This window comes from Desulforegulaceae bacterium, assembly GCA_034006035.1.
Taxonomy (GTDB): domain Bacteria; phylum Desulfobacterota; class Desulfobacteria; order Desulfobacterales; family JACKCP01; genus JACKCP01.
In genome coordinates, this window is sequence record JAVETN010000004.1 from 136,753 (window position 1) to 154,566 (window position 17,814).

A 17,814-nucleotide genomic window follows, 5' to 3' on the forward strand; every position below is an offset into this window, starting at 1 on the left:
AAATGCAAGCTGAAAAAAGCTTTAAATTTCAATTGCTTATATTGTTTTTTTGTATTGTTGTTGCTGGTTCAGGCTGTGCTACTTATGGTCAGGGCGTTAAAAAAACCTTGGATTTGGTTAAGCAGGAGAATTTCTGCCTTGCTGAAGAAGAGCTTAAAAAAGCTTTAAAGCCTGATGGAGACGACAGATTTTTGTACCATGTGGAGCTTGGTTCAATAACAAGGCTTGGCAGACAATACTCAGTCAGTAATGAATATTTTGAAACAGCAGAAAGAATTGCTGAAGATCTTTATACAAAAAGAAGCAAAGATGTCTTAAGTTCAATGCTTTTAAATCCAAGACAGAGCCCTTATCAGGGCAATGACCATGAACATATTTATATTAATTATTTTAAAGCATTAAACCATATGGATTTGGGGCTTTCAGGTCTTCTTGAGCCAAACACCAGTTTTGAAAATGCAAGAATTGAGCTGAGACGATTGGATTACAAGCTTAAGTCTTATGAATTTGACAAAGGCAATTATAAGGAAGTTGAAGATAAAAAGAAAAAAACTTTTGTAAGGCTTTTGGATATTTTCAGCAAGCTCCAGGGGAATTGGCTGGACAAAGACTGGCTTAAGTTCAGAGAAGATGCTTTTGCAAGATATGTTTCAGGTATTATTTATGAGATCAGCGGAATGTATGATGATGCAAGAATAAGCTATAACAATGCTGCTCAACTTTATGAAGAAGGGTATGTTAAACAATATTCTCTTGACCCTCAAATCATTGAAAGAGCCTGGTTTGATACTGTAAGAATGATGATTAAGTCAAGAAGCTATAGCAAGAGTGAATGGAAAAGTTTTGCATCAAAAAAGCTTTGTCCTGAAAAAATAAAAGCACTGGAAGAATATTGTCTGTCAAATGGGGAGATAGTTGTAATTGAGCATTTGGGGCTTTCTCCTGAAAGAAAAGAGCTTAATCTTCATCTTAATGTAGATTTAGACTCAAAATCAATTTATATGTATCCGGTTTTAATGGGTTCACCTTCGGATAAAAACGATCAAAGGGCCTGGTTTTTTCTTTTGTATGCAGACAAAGGTATCCTCAGCATGGTGAACAACTATTCTTCAGGAGGCCTTTCTAGCACAGTAAAAGGACTTCAAAGGAAAACCATAGGGATTGCTCCCCTCTGGTCTGTGGCAGAAAACATAGGCCTTATAGGGGCGTTGAGCAGCGGAGGAGTAAGAGTTACGGTTCCTTATTATTCTCCTCTTAAAACAAAGTTTGGAATGAGTAAAATGGTTGTGAATGGAGAGTTTAAGTTTCTTGTAAAGGGAGAAGATCTAGGACAGATTTCACTTCAAAATCAGCTTCTTAATTCAGGAAAAGACCTTAATGAAGCTCTTGCCAGGGAAACCTTGAAGAATCTGGTTGCATACCAGTCAGGAAGCGAGTTTGGAGACTTTGCTGTTCTTGGCGGGAAACTTTTTTCTGCAATCACAAGTGCTGCTGAAACAAGAAACTGGTTAATGCTTCCATCTGAAATAAGAGTTAATAGAATAGATGTTCCACCAGGAGAGCACAGTGTTGAAATTACCACCTATGATGTTTCAGGGCAGGTTATTTCCACTTTAAAAGAAAATATAAATATAAATCCCGGGGAAGTTAAAGTTTTGTTTAAACGAACTCTGGGTAATTATTAATTAAGGAGGATGAATGACTGTTTTTAAGATGAAAAAAATATTTCTACTTGTTTTTCTTGCACTTTTCATTTCAGGGTGTATGGGCGGCTCAAAGGTTTCAAGGGTTTCAACTGACGAAGTTACAGATATTTCAGATCGCTGGAATGACACAGACTCAAGGCTTGTTGCAGAAGAAATGATAGGGGATATGCTGACTTTTCCCTGGATCACCAGATTTCAGCAGAAAAAAACCGGAAAAATACCCACAGTTCTTATCCAGTCTGTAAGAAATAGATCCCATGAGCATATTGCAATAGACACTTTTGTAAATGATATAAAAAGAGCTGGAATAAGAGCTGGTAAAGTTGATTTTGTTGTTGGCGGGGAAGAAAGAATTGATATTCGGGATGAAAGAAAAGATCAAGATATTTATGCCAGTGATGAAACCAGGGCTGAAATGGGCCAGGAAATCGGGGCAGACTTTGTTTTAACAGGTTCAATTAACTCAATGGTGGATCAGGTGGGCTCGGAAAGAGTTACTTTTTATCAGATTGATTTAAAGCTGGTTGATATGACAACCAATAGAGAAGTTTGGAATGGTCAGAAAAAGATAAAAAAAGTAATGAAAAGAAGTTCGTTTTCACTTTTTTAATCAGGAGAAAAAATGTTGAGATTTAAAATATTAACTATCTTTATTCTTGGGCTTTTTATCACAGGATGTATGTCTTCTTCTGCTACAGGGGGAAAAAACTCCAAATTTGCCAAGGAAGAAAACTCCACTCCTTCATGGGTATATTCACCGCCTGAAGTTGGAGGATATGTTTATGGAGTGGGAATGGCCTCTATTTATTCTACCCCGGCTGAAGCAATGCAAAGAGCCAGGGAAAATTCTAGAGTTGAGCTTGTAAAGCAGCTTAGGGTAAAGGTTTCCGGGACAACCGAAGCTTCTGTTAAAAGAGAAATAGATCAGGGGAAAAGTAAAATAACCAGGTCTGTTTTTAATTATGCCAAATCATCAATTGAAGAAACAGAACTTCCAGGTATCAAGATTATTAAAACAGCAGTATCAAAAAAAGATAATCAGACTTTTGCCCTGGCTGAGCTTAACAGGTTAGAGGCTGAAATGGATCTTTCAGACAAGCTTGAATCAACTGAAAAAAAGATTGACCTGATTGCAAGTCAGCCCCTTTCAGGTGATAAGATAAAGGATATAAAAAAACTTATGCCTGCAATTGAGCTCATAGAAAAAAGAAATAAAATTGTTTCAGATTTAAGGCTTGTAGGCACAATGGTTGATGAAGAACTTGAAAAAGAAAGTCATATCAAATTAAAATCAGAAATTGCAGAGCTTTTAGACAGTCTTGTGATTGTTCTTAAACCTGGTTCTTCAGGAAAAAATCTTTCTTCAGGAATCAGAAAGGCTTTAGGAGATCAAAGCGTAAGAGTTCGAATGAGCGGTGAAGGGGATCTTTATCTTAAGTTTTCAGCAGATTTGAATACGGTTTTTAGAGACGGTATTTATTTTACTTTTGCAACTGGCCAGGCTTCTTTGATGGATAAAAACAATGATATAATAAGTGAGTTTTCCACAAAAGTTAAAGACGGATCAGGAGACAAGAATCTTTCTGTTAAAAGAACTGTTGAAAAGCTTGCTGATTCTTTAGGCAATTCAGTGGCAAAGGGGATTTTTGATTCTATTTAATAAATCTAAGGTTAGATCAATTAAATTTAGATTGCGATGGCAACCGGGGCCTTAAAGCTCCTTTTGCTGTCAGTTTAAAGTAGCAAATGTGCAGATATAAGCTTTAACCCTTAAATCAGGCTTGTTTTAAGGGTTAAATTTTTAATCTGGATAAAGAAAAGCCCGGCTTTTTCTAAATTGTAAATATGGGAGGCACTATAATGAAACGGTTAAACTGGCTTTTAGCTTTTTTGACAATTTGTTTTTTTGTTACCCAGACTTATGCTGAAGTGGATTTTAAGTCTTGGGTTACCCAGCAAAAAAAAGAATATAAAAAGTTTTTGGAGGAAAGGGACAAGGAATTTTACTCCTTTTTAAAAGGAGAATGGAAAAACTTTGAAATAGAAGAGGGAAAGATAGAGGATACAAAACCTAAGCCAAAACTGCCTCCTATTGCAGAACCTGATTTGGAAAAGATTTCAAAACCTCTTAAAACTGAAGAAATAGTGGAAAAAAAACAAGAACCGGTTCTGGTTGAAGAAGAAAAACCAGTATTGGAAGTTAAGGCAAAAAATCTTTTTGGGTTGGAGTTTTACGGAGAAATTCTTGAGTTTCCAAAGATTGATGATTTCTACAATCTCAAGCTTAAAAACACAGATAAAGACTCAATTGCAGAATTTTTTGCAGATTTTGCAGCCATTGATTCCTCACCAATTATTAACCAGCTTAAATTTTACAAATCTAAAAAAAGATTAAATGACTGGGGATATTTAATTCTTGCTCAGACATTTTCAGACAAGATTTTGGATGATAAAAACTCTTCAACTCTTTTTTTATGGGCAATTCTTCTTAAATCCGGATTTGATTCAAGGATAGGGTTTTATGAAGATGAAGTAAAACTTCTTTTTGCTTCAGAAGAAGACCTTTTTTCCATGCCTTTTTTTACCCTTAACTCAAAAAGATACTATCTTCATAACGGCAATCTGAAAACTTTAAGATCCTATGATGCCAAATATGAAGGAGCAGATAAAAAATTCAGGGTGGCATTATCTAATAGGCCTATTTTTCTCACAGAAAGGATTGGATTTAAGGAATATGGATTTGAATATAAAGGCAAAGAGTATTTTTTTGAAGGGTATTTTAACCCCCATCTTATTGAATATATGCAGTCCCTTCCTCAGCTTTCAGTAGAATCTTATTTTCTGGGGGAAATTGATCCTCTTATTTCAAAATATCTTGCAGTTTCAATTAAGGAAGAAATTAAAGATTTTTCAGATTATGAAAAAGTGAATTTTATTTTAAGATTTGTTCAAAAAAGCTTTCCTTATAAAACTGATGATGAGCAGTTTGGTTATGAAAAGTATTTTTTCCCTGAAGAAGTGATTTATTATCCTTATTCAGACTGCGAGGACAGATCTGCACTTTTTGCAGCTCTTGTAAAAGAAATCACAGGTTTTGGTGTTTTAATCCTGGATTATCCCGGGCATATTGCCACAGCAATTAATATTCCAGGTGATGTGAAAGGAGATTATATTTCTGTAAAGGGAAAAAAATACTATGTTTCAGATCCCACATATATCAATGCAGATGTGGGAATGATAATGCCTGGCTATGAAAATAAAAGGCCCAGTGTTACTATTCTTAACTGACAAAGAAGTTAAAAAGTAAATTTTGTTTACTTAAGATTTAATCCTTAAAATGTTAAATTTAGAAATAAAATTTTTAAATGATTAGCTTTTAAAAACTAAAAGGTTACCGGGATTAGCGGTAACCTTTTTTTTATTCTTTATTTTTTTTTCGAATAAATTTTGTTTTTTTCCAAAAACCTTCATGTTTAAGAGAATCAATAATATAAGGTGTTTTGTTTATAAGAAAAGCTGAAATCCAGATTGACCATAAAAACAGAACAAGTCTCCACAAGTTTATGGGAGCAAGAATTATAAAAACAGAGGGAATAAAATTGTCAGCCTTGTCTGAAAACCATTTTAGATTTCCTGAGTATGAGCCGTTTCCTGTTACCTGCATCTCAGGTATTCCAAGAAGACCAGATGAAACCGCATTATAAATTATTATTGCAGAGATAACTAAAAGAAAAACAAGCCCTGTTTGAATAAGATTGAAAAACTTTGTTTCTGCCGGAATAAGATTTTTTCTATACTCAATGGCAAGGAAAAATCCAAATACAATTATTATTTCAAGGAGGGCTGAAATAGAAAGTCCTGCTGCAAGAAGAATAAACTGATGGGGTTTTAAAAAAGATTTACCAAGTTTTGTTAAAAATATTGCAACAAGAATTACTCCTGCAAAATATCCCCAGAACAAAACAGCAGGGCCTTTTTTAGGGCCGTAAGTTCCTATTATCCATGATTTTGAAGGATATTTTATTTCCTGATTTATATTTGTTGATTCTGAATTTAAATTAATTTCAGGAAAATTTGTTTTTTGGGGAAGAAAAAAACTTTGGTTTTTATTCTTTTCTTTAAAAATAATATTTACCTCATTTGTTCCTGGAGAAAGGGGAAGGATAAGCTCTCCATTAAGTTCAGGAATTTGATTTTTAATATTGTTGATTATCAGTTCTTCAGGATAAATTTTTGAATTGTCATAGGTTATTTTATGATTAAATCCTTTTCCAGCTCGAATGGATGAATTGATTTTTAAGGTGTTTTTTGTTTGTCTTAAATCATAAATAAGCTCTGTTTTATCTATTGTAAAAAATCTGCCTTTAATAGGCTTAAGTTTTTCAGGAAGAATAAATCCTTTTGTTCCGGGTTGAAGGACAAAAACAGTATTATTATTGTAATTATATTTTACAGGAAGAAGCCCTTTTACTTCAAAATCTCTTAAAGAATCAGAATCAATCCTCCATTCTTCAAGATGAGTCATTTCTTTTTCTGAAATTATTTCAATATTTTGTCCAACTGGAATTTCAGATTCAAATTCCCAGGAGTTTACTTTGGGCAAAAGAGTGATTTCCAGTTTATTGTTTTTTATCTCCCCGGTTTTTTTGAGTATTTTTTCGTTTTCAATTAAATTAATTGAAACTTCAGCTTTTTTGTCATTGTTTTGGGGGTAAAATCTTTTAATTTTTGTTTTAATCTTCCATTCTCTGCCAAGGAAGAGGCTTCTTTCAACCACAGGAAAGGGTAAAGCTCCTTCTATCCCTTTTAAAGTGTTTTTTTCATTTTCATTTTTTGGAATAAATATTTTTATTAAAGGAGAAAAACCCCTATTTTCAATTCCTTTTGAGCTTACTCCTTCTGAATTAAAAGAAAGCTTTAAGGGAACCATGTCAAATTTAAGCTCAATTTCATCTTTTTTTGAAACAGAAAAAACTTTTAGTTCATGGATTCCTTTTGGAATAAAAGAAAGAGTTTTGCCCTTATTGTTTAAAATATAATGCTGTTCTTTGGAGTTTAGATAAAGATTTTCATATTCTAAATCTTTGGTTTGAGGAAGATAAACAGCACAGTCTTTAGTTGAATCAATATTAAAAATCATTTCAAGACGAATTTTATCTCCTGATTTTGAAGCATTCAAAGAGCAGTTTTTTATTATTGCAAGCTGATGTTCAAAGTTTTTTGTATTTAACAGTCTTTGTTTATATTCTTTTAAAAGATACTCAGGAGGATATTGAGATGAAAATCCTTTTTCAGGTAAAACCAGGCTTAGTGACAACCCAAGAACAAAAACTAAGGCTGTGTTTGTTTTGGATAAAGGCTTGAGTTTGCTGAAAATATTTTTAAAAGGAATAAGCTTGAAAAGAAGAATAAAAAGGAAAAAAATATTGGATAAATAAATGGCTCTTACTCCAATTGGAGGAATTAAATAAATTTTCATTTGATTATCCCATGCATTTTCAAATCTTATTTTTTTATTTTTCCACAAAGGAAGCCCAACTCCTGTCTGGGTAAATTCCTGGTCATTTATTAATTGATAAACTGGTTTTTCAATTTCTCTATCAATTGCCATTGTCCTTGTGTCTAGTCTTTGTTTTAAATTTGCAGAGCTTTTACGCATAAAATTATCAGTTGGAGTCAGCTGTTTTTGCTGGATAATCTCAGGCGGGTAGGTTTTATATGATGGCAAATGGGTATCAAGGGAAGGATATACAAAATATTTTATGTTTTGAGCAGAAAATACAATTGCTGCAGAAAAAACAGTTAAAAGGCATGAAAAATAAATTAAATTAAATGAAACTTTAAAAAATTGTTTTTGAAAGAAAAATGTTTTAAGTGAATTGGAGTTTAAAATTCCTGAAAAAATAACAAGCAGGATCCAAATATAGGGAGGCACATAAAACTTATGGTAAACAGCTCCTGCACAAATAAAGAAAAGAATTCCCCACTTGATATTCCAGATTTTATAGGCCGAAATAAAAAGAATGCACAAAACAAAAATATCAAGAAGAGTCCACTTTGAAATAAAACTGTGATTTCCTGAAAGTTTTGCACCTGAAACTGATAAAATCTCATATCCAGGAGGAATATTTATATAGCCTGAAATATTAGAAAAATCCAATTCCCATCCTGGCGGAAAAATATTTTTTGAGTTGTTTTTTCTTGAAACTGATTCCATTGAAAAACTGCCTTCATTTACACAAATTCCAGATAAGTTTCCTTTTTTTGTAATTATTTTGTCTTGGTTGTTTATAGAAATTTTTCCGGGAATGATTTCTGATTTATCCAGGATTCCAATAAAGGTTCTTTGGTGAAGCTTTCCTTTTATTTGATCTTTTATTGTTGACCCCTTTCCATTAAAGTCAATCCAGATTTCCCTTTCAAGTTTGAGATCTGGCTGGCTTGGCAATACACCCCTTATTGTTTCTTCAAAAAGTATTTTTTTTTCAGGTGAAAGAATGAAAGTGAGAAGATTTTTCCATAAATCAGGAATATCAGTGTTTTTAGGATCTATGGTTTTAAGGTTTTTTATATTTGAGATTCTTACTCCGGGTTCTTTTTCAAGTGCAATTATTTCCTGGTTGTATCCTGAATTAAAAGGGCCTAGTTCTAAAGGCAGTTGGGGAAGAATGTTTTTTATTGAAATTTCATATTCTCCGGGTTTTACCTGAACATAAAAACAACCGTTTTTTCCAATTTTTAAGGGAAGAGGACTTTTTACAAAGGTAATTTGGCCAGGGATATTTCCTGTGGATATTTTTTCCTGCCTGCTGCTGCCTGAAACATTTATTTTGTAGACTGATTCAATTTCGCATGGAAAGGAATCTTTTATTTTTCTAAAAACATTCACTCTTAAATGTTCTTTTTCATTATCTTTTTCACTAAGAGTTTTTTTAAGCCAGAGTATGTTTTTTAAATCAGTATAGGGTGAACTTATTTTATCTGTTTTTAAATCAAGTTTATACCCTCCTGAAAATTCAGGTAAATTTATAAAATCAGGAATTTCATCAAAGGGCAGTTCACCTGAGATTTCAAACTCTCCTTTTCCAGGAAAGCATACAGGGAATTTGTTTTTAACTGAAACAGGAATTGGTTTATTGTTTTTTTGCACATTCACAGGGAAAATTTCAAGATTTCCAGGAAGTTTTATATATGAATCTGTAAAAAGATTTATTTTTTGTGAAAAAAGGATTTTATTTTCATAAATTTCAAGTTTTAAAATTCCAGGCCATTTACAGTGAAATTTATTGTCATCATTAAACTCAGGCACGCAATGAAATTTATCTTCGCCATAAACAAGAAACTCTTTCCATTTATAAAGTTCCTCAGGATTGGCAGCAGGACTGATTTGCGAAGTAGTTGAGATAAAAACAATTGTCAGGATAATAAAGCTAAGAAGATATTTCATTTTTCCTCCTTTTTGCAGTGGAATCTTTTTCCAAGCAGAACAATGTCACGAAGTGATTCCTTGTTTTTTGCCATAAGCCAGTCATTTACAAAGTTTTTGTTTCTTATAATCTGAGCGATTGCAGCCAAAGCCTTTAAGTGGAGGTTTCTTTGATCTTTGGTCCCAAAAAGAACAAAAACTGCTTTTACGCTTGAATCATCAAAAGGGAATTTTATTCCATCTTTGGATCTTGCAAAAAGGACTCTGAATTTGTTTTCTCCTTTAATTATAATATGGGGGATTGCAACATCAGGAGTGATTATTGTAGAACTTGAAGCTTCACGTTCAAGAAGGAGATTGTAAATTTCTTGGGGGGTCATACCAAGAGGCCGGCCCATTTTGTTTGCAGTCATTTTAAAAAAAGTTTTATATTCAATTTCAGTGTGAATATCAAGAATTTCAGCTTCTTCTGCAAGTTCGTAGAATTTATCTTTTACAATAGAATCTCTTTGATGGATAATTTCTTTTAATTCTGTTTCAAGGTTTCTTGAATAAAGCTCCTTGGCAGTGATCCTTGCAATAAGATGTAAAAGTGCGTGATCTTGATCTATGTCCATATTTTTTCTTCCATAGAAAAAATAAATTAAAAATCCAAGGAGCATCAGCCCAAGTGTGATGGAAAAGGCAACAATTCCAAGACTGAAAAGAAGAATTGAAAGTCCTCCTATTCCAATTATTTGAAGCCAGGGGTAAAGGGGAGATTTAAAATCAGGTTTGTAATTTTGAATTTTTGATTCTCTTAAAATAATTACAGCTAAACAGGTAACTATATAGGTTAAAATTAAAATACAAGAGGCAGCTTTTACAAGAAGGGTTATATCAAGAAGAATGGCTCCTGACATAAGGGTGGCTGTAAGAATTATTCCTGCTACAGGAGTTCCAAATTTGAGGTTGATATATCCGAACAAAGGGGGAAGAAGTTTGTCCCGGCTTAATGCAAAAGGAAATCTTGAAGCTCCCATTATTCCAGTATTTGCCGTTGCAGAAAACCCTAAAATTGCAATTATTGCCATGAAATTTCCAAAATATTTTATTCCTGTGGCATTGGCAGCATCAGCTATTGGAGTCAGGCTTGAAACAAGGAGATCTTTTTCAACAAGGCCAAATATGATTATTAAAGTTATTACATATACGAAAACAACACAAAACAATCCCATGATCATTCCAAGGGGAAGGTTTTTTGATGGATCTTTTACTTCTTCTCCAATACTTGCAACTTTTAAAAGCCCTCCAAATGAAATGAATACAAATGCAGTGGTTTTAATGAATTCAGCTTGACTTGAAATAAAAAAAGGGTCAAATTTTGCAAATTTAATTTTTGGAAAACAAATATAGGCAAAAATACCAAGGCCTAATAAAACTATAACTATTAAAATCGCCTGGATTGTACCGGCATTTTTAGCACCCATTATATTTATGGCAGCAAAGATTATAATCAGGCCAAAGGCTATTATTCTTATGTCAAAGGAAGCAAAAAGATTTGTAAATGCAGCCATTCCTATGAGTTGAAAAGCACTTTTCAATGCAAGGGCAAAGAAAATTATAAGTCCGTAAACTGTTCCCACTGCGGGACCCATGGTTCTTTTTATATAAAAATACGCTCCTCCTGCTTTTGGCATTGCAGTTGTAAGTTCAGCCTGTGACAAAAGTCCTGCAAAAGCAAGGAAAGCCGCAAGAATATAGGCAAAAACAGAAGCAGGCCCGCTTTGAGCAAAGGCAAATCCAGGCAGAATAAAAATTCCTGAGCTTATAATAGCTCCGGTTGATATTACCCATACATCCCAAAGGCCCAGTTCTTTTTTAAGATCGCTCATAAATTATCCCCTAAATATAAGTTTAGAGTGTTTTGGCACTTTACCCTTAAAAAAATATTTTCTCTGGCTTAAGCTTTCAAGAGTCATTTCAAAGGTTTTCCATCTTTTTGTAAAATCTTTTATTGCTGCAAATCTTTTACCTGTAATTGAAAATGGGTAGTCCCATAAAACAAGATCTCCTGATTCATTGGTAAATCCTTCTCCAAAAAACTGAAATATTCCTCTTGAATAAACCCAGGCTTCTCTTTGAATAAGAGTTAAAATTTCAAAGTCTTTTTCTGTTCTAAAATCAAAAAGCGGAATAAATTCATAAATATATTTTGATTTTGAAATATATTTTTTTACCCATTTCATGTTTTTTCCAGGAAGTTTAGTTTTGGAATACTCAATGATATTTTTAAGCTTTAATTTGTCCTCTTGGTTTTCCTGGGGTAAAAGTTCAATTATTATAAGTAGTTCTAAATTTTTTTTTCTTATAATTATTTGATTGTTGGTGTTGGTTTTTTCATCTTCAAAATTCAAGAGTTTACCTAAAGGTTCATTTGCAATCCCTTTTTTTAAGGCTTGGGCTGAAATTCTTTTTTTGCCTGGACAAAAAAGTCTTGTCAGATAACTCATGGTTTTGACCTGCTTTCAGTTTCAGGTAAAATTAAGTTTAAAAGAAAATCCTTTCTTTTTTTTTGAAAAAGGGCGAAATTTTATAGTTATAATTACAATAAATAATAAAAAAATAATAGAGGTGAAATCATGTTCAGGTTTAAAAAAGCAGTAATTGCCTACATTTCTCCAGGAGGTTCAACCAACGAGGTTGCTTTAACTTTAAAAGAAAATTTAAGCTTAAAAAATATTGATGTTTCAGTTTTTGAAGTAGGAAGGAAAAATAGCTTCACCAGTGTAAAAAAGGCTTTGAAGGAAGAGGGGGTTGTTTTTTTTCCGGGTTCACCAGTTTATGTAAGTAAAGTCCTTCCCACAATAACAAAGCTTATCAAAGAAGCAAAAACAGATAAAAATATACCTGCTGTTCCTTTTGTAACCTGGGGATGTGTTACAAGCGGGATTGCCCTTTATGATGTAGGTAGAAGCTTGAAGGAAAATGGATTTAAAATTGCTGGAGCGCTCAAAGTTCCAGGACCTCACACAATGATGACTCCTGCTGAAGACGGACTTGGAGTTGGGCATCCCGACAATAAGGATAAAGAAATTATAGCTGAATTTGTTGATAAGCTTTTATTTTTATTAGAATCAGATGATTATAGCTCAAAATGTTTGACTCCAGACGATATTCAGTATCAGCCTGAAGATAAAAAAGCTGAAATGGAAAAAGGCAATGTTTACAAGGCAAGGGAAAATATGCCTCAAAAGATAGTGAGTGAATCTCTTTGCACCCTGTGTGGAGTTTGTGTTGAGCTTTGTCCTGTGGAAGCAATCACTCTTGAGCCTTACCCTGTTTTCCATGATAATTGTATAAGCTGTTTTAACTGCCATAGAAAATGTCCTGAGGAAGCTGTTTTATGCGATCTTGCACCTGTTGCCGAAAAAATCAAACAAAGGAAAAAAATGTTTGATGAAGCTGACCAAGCTGGATATTTCATTAATTCCTGAGCTTAGTTTTCAGGCTGTTCTTATATTCTAAAGCTGTTTATAATGTCTGGAACAATGTTCAATTTGAATTGAAAGCTGACTGGAAATTTCTGATTTAATTATTGAAAAAATGAAGTTAAGAGCAGGAAATCCACCTTGAATCAATATATAAAAAGAGGAAAAAATTATGCTGAAATTTGTAAGAAAAGCACGTAGAATTGCTTGGAATTCTCAGAGAAGACTAGGCACTTTAACAATGCTGCTTGAATTTTTTACTGGGAAATGGAAACGAGGCGGAAAGAAACTGGCGAATAAATTTATTGGTAGAAATGCCGTCAATCGCATGTTTTTTAAATAAAATTTGACTAAGAGCCAGTTTAGTTTTGAATTGGAAAACATCTATTTCAATGAATTGAATCTTGTTTAAATTGTTTAGTCAAAAAGCCCTGAAGTCTTTCTAATTCCCTGACGGGTAAGTGCAAAATCATACTTTACAGGATCTTCAGGGCAAAACTTTTTAAAACCCTTGGTAATTTCTATTGCAGTATTCATTGAACCTGATTTTTTTTCAGTAAGTCCATATTCAATTGCTATCTTATGCATATGAGTATCAAGGGGAATTATAAGCGTGGATTTGTCGATTTTCCACCAACCAGGATCAACCTCATCATTTCTTATCATCCATCTTAAATAAAGATTCAGTCTTTTGCAGGCACTTTTTTTTTCTGCAAGAGGCATTAGATGTTTTGGTTCATAGGGATATGCGGCTTCATGGATAATTTTTGTAAAATTACAGGCAGCATTTAAAATAGTTTCATCGTTTTTGTCAAATCCTGATAAAAAACAGTTTTCAATACTTTTATATTTTTTTCTTATTTCTCTTATACTTATTAAAAGCCCTGTAATATTTTCAGATTTTGCAAATCTGTGAACAAATCCTGAAGTGTTTTTTTTTATCCAGGAATCAGATTTTGAGTCAAGGGTTTTGGTTGGCTCATCCCCAAGAAGACTTAAGATTGTTTTAACAGATCTCATTATTATTTTAATATTTCCATAGGCAAGGCTTGAGGCAATCAGTCCTGCTGTTTCAATATCTTCTTTTTTGGTGTACTTGTATAAAAACCAGAGTGGGTCAGGATAAATAAATTCTTTTTTATTAAAGTTGTTATAAATTGCGTTTAGTTGGTTTTTTGTAAATTTTTTCATTTGTTCAGACATTTTTAGGTTAAAAAAAGAAGTATAAGAGTTTTTAATAATTTTTTAAATAGATGAAAGAAAAATATGGAAATAAAAAACGGAAAAGTATTGTTTGGTAATTTATTAAAAGGAAAGCTTGTAAAAAGATATAAAAGATTTCTTGCTGATATTGAGCTTGATTCAGGAGAGCTTATTACAGCCCATTGTGCAAATTCAGGAAGCATGAAAGCCTGCCTTGAAAAGGGAGCAGAGGTTTTTGTTTCCCCTCAGAACAGGCCTGAAAGAAAGCTGAAGTTTACCTGGGAACTGATAAAAATGCCAGATTCCCTTGTGGGAGTTAATACTTCAGTTCCAAATAAATTAACAGCATCTGCAATAGAATCAGGGAAAATACAGGAATTCAAACAATATTCAAAGCTAATTTCTGAAGTAAAAACAAGTGCCCATACAAGACTTGATCTTATGCTTGAGGATAATTCATCAAACAAATGTTATGTGGAAATAAAAAACTGCACACTTGTTGAAAATAAAAAAGCAATGTTTCCTGATGCTGTAACAACAAGGGGGCAAAAACATTTAAAAGAACTCATGGATTTAAAAGAAGATGGACATTTTGCTGTTATTTTTTTTCTTGTCCAGAGAATGGACGCAGAATACTTTTCTCCTGCGGATTACATAGATCCTGAATATGGAAAACTTTTAAGACAGGCTTTTGAAAAAGGAGTTGAAGTTATTGTTTATGACACTGTACTCAGTGAGAAATCAATTGAAATCAATCAAAGCCTTGAATTTGTTTTGTAAATTTAAATAAATCCAGTTTGAAAAACCGGGAAGCTTTCTGTTTTCTATATTAATCAATATTTCCCGGCTGAGAAAGTTTTCCTTTTCTAGCTCCAATTAAAAAATAAAATATAAATCCAACAAAGGGAATAAGGGAAATAATTGCCCAAAAAATTTTTTGACCCCTGGTTTTAAACTCTCTTTTTATACAATGGGCAAAGCTGATATTTGTTAAAATTAAAAAGAAAAATCCAATAAAAATCCAGACAATCAGAGTTTTTAAATCCATTAATTGTTTTCTCCTATAAGCTGGGAAAGTTTTAAAACAGTTTGAGCGTATGGCATACTTTTATTATATCTTAGAATTACTGGTATAAGTTTTTTTTCATCTTGATTCTCAGGCCAGCCGTGCATTTTAAGATAGTTTCCAACACTTGCAATTGCATCTTTATGATTTAAAAGGTCTATTTTTCCGTCCATGTCTCCGTCCCTTGCATAAACTGGAATATTTGAAGGCATGAATTGGGGGATTCCTACTGCACCTGCATAAGAACCTATGATTTCTGAAGTATCATGATCAAATTCTTTTGCAAAATCAATAAACTTTTTCAATTCTTTATATCCAAAATCAGCCCTGTTTTCTGCTCTTTTTACAAAATCATCTCCAGAATATCTGTTTTTTTGGGAAGGGATTGATTTTTGTACCATTTTTTGAATTTTTGAGTTTTCAAGGGAGGCAATTGAAGAAAGGGATGAAAGAACAGGTCTGTTTCCAATAAAACCGCCAAGCTTTGTTTCCACAGTTAAAATGGCAGTTATTATTTCAGGGGGAACCTTGTACTTTTCTTTTACCATGGAAAATGTTTCTTCATATTTGTTGATATATTCTTTTCCTTTTTTTACAAAATCAGGCCCAAGAAATCTATCATAATCAAGTTTATATTCGCTTACTGTAAAAAAAAGTGTGGTTGATCCAAATTCAAATTTAATTGATTCTGGAGAATAAATTTTTTCTATATATTCCTTGTCAAACCCATCGTTTATAAGTTTTTGCTTTATATAGTCAAAATAAGAGTGATCTGCCATCAGACCTGGGGGCAGAAGATAAAAGGCTGCTAAAAAAATTAAAAAAAATTTATAAGTAAATTTCATATCTATTTCTCTTTTCATATTCAGCTGTTTTTTTAAAGTTTCATACACTTTATTGAAGTTTATTCCTGCCTCATTTGATGAATGAGCGTTTGAACCAATAGTTACACTGATTCCTTGTCTTAAGACATAACTTTAATAATTTTTTTGAAGGATACTGTCTTTTCAAAGGATTTGCAAAGCCTGAAGTGTTTATTTCCATTGATATTTTTTTTTGATTCATTTTACCAAGGATTTTATTTGTTTTTTCTTTGGTTTTATTGGTTATGGATGGATTTTCATAGAACTTGTATATAAGATCAAAATGAACAAAAGATCCAATCATGTCAAAGTCAAAAATTGAACAGATATTTTCAGTGTGATTAAAATAGTCGGGATGAAAATCAGTTTCAAGGTCGCATTTGACAATTAATTTGTCTTTATATTTTTGTCCTGGTTTTTTTATTGTATAAAGATAAACAAAAACTTTTTGTATTGTTGTTGAGTTTTTAAAGTCTTTTTCAAAAAGTGCTAAGAGATCAAGAAAAAGGGTTTTTAAAAGTTTTTCATCTCTTGGTCTTAATCCAAAAGACTCAATGCTTCCTTTTGCATGGTTGCAAAATTTTGTATCTATATGATAATTAGTTTTTATCAATGGTTTAGTCTTAAATAAGGTTTGTATATGTTTTTGAAAATTTATTATCATTTTTTTTATTTAAATAAAATATAAATCAGAGTGTGAAATTTGGCTCCTAAAAAAGAAAAAATACTTTATATTTGTTCAAACTGTGGCAGCAGATCTTTAAAATGGCTGGGCAAATGCCCTGACTGCGGAAGCTGGGACAGTTTTGTTGAAGAAGTTGAAAAAAAATTAAGACCCGGAACTAAAAACAGGCTTAAAACAAGAAAACCTATTGTTCTTTCTTCAGTTGAATCTGACAGTGAGTCAAGAATTGGAACAAGAATTGAAGAGTTTGACAGGGTTCTTGGCGGCGGAGTGGTGCCTGGAAGCCTTGTTCTTATTGGAGGGGATCCTGGAATAGGCAAATCAACCCTTATGCTTCAAATGGCCTCTTCTCTTGCTTCTCTTGGAAAAAAGGTACTTTATGTTTCAGGTGAGGAATCAGCCAGCCAGATAAAATTAAGAAGCGAACGGCTTGAATCATCAAATAAAATTTTGGTATTAACAGAAACAGGGCTTGAAATTGTTGTTGCCTGTGCCGTTGAAATGAAACCCGATGTATTGATAATTGACTCTGTTCAAACCCTTTATTCTGAAGATCTTGGTTCAGCTCCGGGAAGCGTTTCCCAGGTAAGAGAGGCTGCAGTAAGATTTATGGGTTTTGCAAAAAAAGAAGGAATTCCTACTTTTCTTGTAGGTCATGTTACAAAGGAAGGAACAATTGCAGGGCCAAGAGTTTTGGAACATATGGTTGATACTGTTTTATATTTTGAAGGTGATTCTGGAAATGTATATAGAATTTTAAGGGCTGTAAAAAACAGGTTTGGGTCAACAAATGAAATCGGGCTTTTTGAAATGAAGGAAAGAGGGCTTTTTGGAATTTCCAACCCTTCAGGAGTTTTTCTTTCAGAACGGCCTGTAAATACTGCAGGTTCATCTGTGACTGCGACCATGGAAGGAACAAGGCCTATTTTAATTGAAATTCAAGGTCTTGTGTCAAACTCAGGTTTTGGGGGGCCTCCAAGAAGAACTGTTGTTGGTGTGGAGCAAAATCGACTTGCTTTAATAATTGCTGTAATGGAAAAAAAAGTGGGGATTCATTTTTCAGATCATGATGTTTTTGTAAATGCAGCAGGTGGGGTAAGGGTTTCAGAACCTGCTTCAGATCTTGCTGTGGCTTCAGCTGTGGCTTCAAGTTTTTTTGATCTTCCAATTCCAGAAGATATGATAGTTCTTGGAGAAATAGGGCTTACAGGAGAGCTTAGGGGAGTTACCAACCTTGAAAAAAGAATTATTGAGGCAAAAAAACTTGGATTTAAAAAATTTGTTGTTCCTGAAAACAGCCTTTCGTCAAAGGGCTTTAAGGGGATAGAAATATTTTCGGTTCCAAACCTTACAAAAGCAATGGATTTGATTTTTTCTTCAGAGCAGGGAAACTAA

The 17,814-nt window shown here is 33.1% G+C and carries 15 protein-coding genes; 8 read left to right on the top strand and 7 right to left on the bottom strand.

What is annotated here, in order from left to right:
• The first annotated feature begins 2 nt into the window (after nt 1-2).
• The 4 genes from RBR53_04970 (at nt 3) to RBR53_04985 (ending at nt 4,994) form a co-directional block, all read left to right on the top strand.
• Nucleotides 3-1,685 (top strand): hypothetical protein, encoded by a 1,683-nt coding sequence (locus RBR53_04970; protein MDY0132003.1) that lies wholly within the window; start codon nt 3-5, stop codon nt 1,683-1,685.
• Nucleotides 1,686-1,698: 13 nt separating this feature from the next.
• The gene (locus tag RBR53_04975) at nt 1,699-2,316 is read left to right on the top strand and encodes a penicillin-binding protein activator LpoB (GenBank protein MDY0132004.1); all 618 of its coding nucleotides are present in this window, start codon (nt 1,699-1,701) and stop codon (nt 2,314-2,316) included.
• A gap of 12 nt (nt 2,317-2,328) precedes the next feature.
• Nucleotides 2,329-3,366: an LPP20 family lipoprotein gene (locus RBR53_04980; GenBank protein MDY0132005.1), complete on the top strand. Its 1,038-nt coding sequence runs from the start codon at nt 2,329-2,331 to the stop codon at nt 3,364-3,366.
• A 200-nt stretch (nt 3,367-3,566) separates the two neighbouring features.
• Nucleotides 3,567-4,994, top strand: coding sequence for a hypothetical protein (locus RBR53_04985; GenBank protein ID MDY0132006.1), 1,428 nt, complete (start codon nt 3,567-3,569; stop codon nt 4,992-4,994).
• 130 nt (nt 4,995-5,124) lie between these two features.
• Here the strand turns inward: RBR53_04985 and RBR53_04990 are convergent, their stop codons facing one another.
• The 3 genes from RBR53_04990 to RBR53_05000 are packed head-to-tail and all read right to left on the bottom strand — an operon-like array spanning nt 5,125 to nt 11,624.
• Nucleotides 5,125-9,153: a hypothetical protein gene (locus tag RBR53_04990; protein ID MDY0132007.1), complete on the bottom strand. Its 4,029-nt coding sequence runs from the start codon at nt 9,151-9,153 to the stop codon at nt 5,125-5,127.
• Complete coding sequence (locus RBR53_04995) at nt 9,150-11,006, bottom strand: amino acid permease (protein MDY0132008.1); 1,857 nt, start codon at nt 11,004-11,006, stop codon at nt 9,150-9,152. Before RBR53_04995 ends, RBR53_04990 begins: the two co-directional genes overlap by 4 nt.
• A 3-nt stretch (nt 11,007-11,009) precedes the next feature.
• On the bottom strand, nt 11,010-11,624 hold the full coding sequence (locus RBR53_05000) for a hypothetical protein (protein ID MDY0132009.1): 615 nt from the start codon (nt 11,622-11,624) through the stop codon (nt 11,010-11,012).
• A gap of 129 nt (nt 11,625-11,753) precedes the next feature.
• Between RBR53_05000 and RBR53_05005 the strand changes: the two genes are divergently transcribed.
• Nucleotides 11,754-12,608: an EFR1 family ferrodoxin gene (locus RBR53_05005; GenBank protein MDY0132010.1), complete on the top strand. Its 855-nt coding sequence runs from the start codon at nt 11,754-11,756 to the stop codon at nt 12,606-12,608.
• Nucleotides 12,609-12,774: 166 nt separating this feature from the next.
• Nucleotides 12,775-12,945 (top strand): hypothetical protein, encoded by a 171-nt coding sequence (locus tag RBR53_05010; GenBank protein ID MDY0132011.1) that lies wholly within the window; start codon nt 12,775-12,777, stop codon nt 12,943-12,945.
• Between the two features lie 74 nt (nt 12,946-13,019).
• Here RBR53_05010 and RBR53_05015 read toward each other — a convergent pair whose 3' ends face one another.
• A complete protein-coding gene (locus RBR53_05015) occupies nt 13,020-13,793 on the bottom strand; it encodes a TIGR02757 family protein (protein ID MDY0132012.1) in 774 nt (257 codons plus the stop codon).
• Nucleotides 13,794-13,868: 75 nt separating this feature from the next.
• On the opposite strand from RBR53_05015, the gene sfsA reads away from it, so the two are divergent.
• The gene (gene sfsA, locus RBR53_05020) at nt 13,869-14,585 is read left to right on the top strand and encodes a DNA/RNA nuclease SfsA (protein MDY0132013.1); all 717 of its coding nucleotides are present in this window, start codon (nt 13,869-13,871) and stop codon (nt 14,583-14,585) included.
• Nucleotides 14,586-14,634: 49 nt separating this feature from the next.
• Here sfsA and RBR53_05025 read toward each other — a convergent pair whose 3' ends face one another.
• From RBR53_05025 to RBR53_05035, 3 genes are all read right to left on the bottom strand, one after another.
• Nucleotides 14,635-14,853, bottom strand: a complete 219-nt coding sequence (locus RBR53_05025) for a PLDc N-terminal domain-containing protein (GenBank protein ID MDY0132014.1) — start codon at nt 14,851-14,853, stop codon at nt 14,635-14,637.
• A complete protein-coding gene (locus RBR53_05030; GenBank protein ID MDY0132015.1) occupies nt 14,853-15,716 on the bottom strand; it encodes a lytic murein transglycosylase in 864 nt (287 codons plus the stop codon). The genes RBR53_05025 and RBR53_05030 overlap by 1 nt, the downstream gene beginning before the upstream one ends.
• Before the next feature lie 70 nt (nt 15,717-15,786).
• Nucleotides 15,787-16,347, bottom strand: coding sequence for a hypothetical protein (locus RBR53_05035; GenBank protein ID MDY0132016.1), 561 nt, complete (start codon nt 16,345-16,347; stop codon nt 15,787-15,789).
• Nucleotides 16,348-16,437: 90 nt separating this feature from the next.
• Here RBR53_05035 and radA point away from each other — a divergent pair, with 90 nt between their 5' ends.
• A complete protein-coding gene (gene radA / locus RBR53_05040; GenBank protein ID MDY0132017.1) occupies nt 16,438-17,814 on the top strand; it encodes a DNA repair protein RadA in 1,377 nt (458 codons plus the stop codon).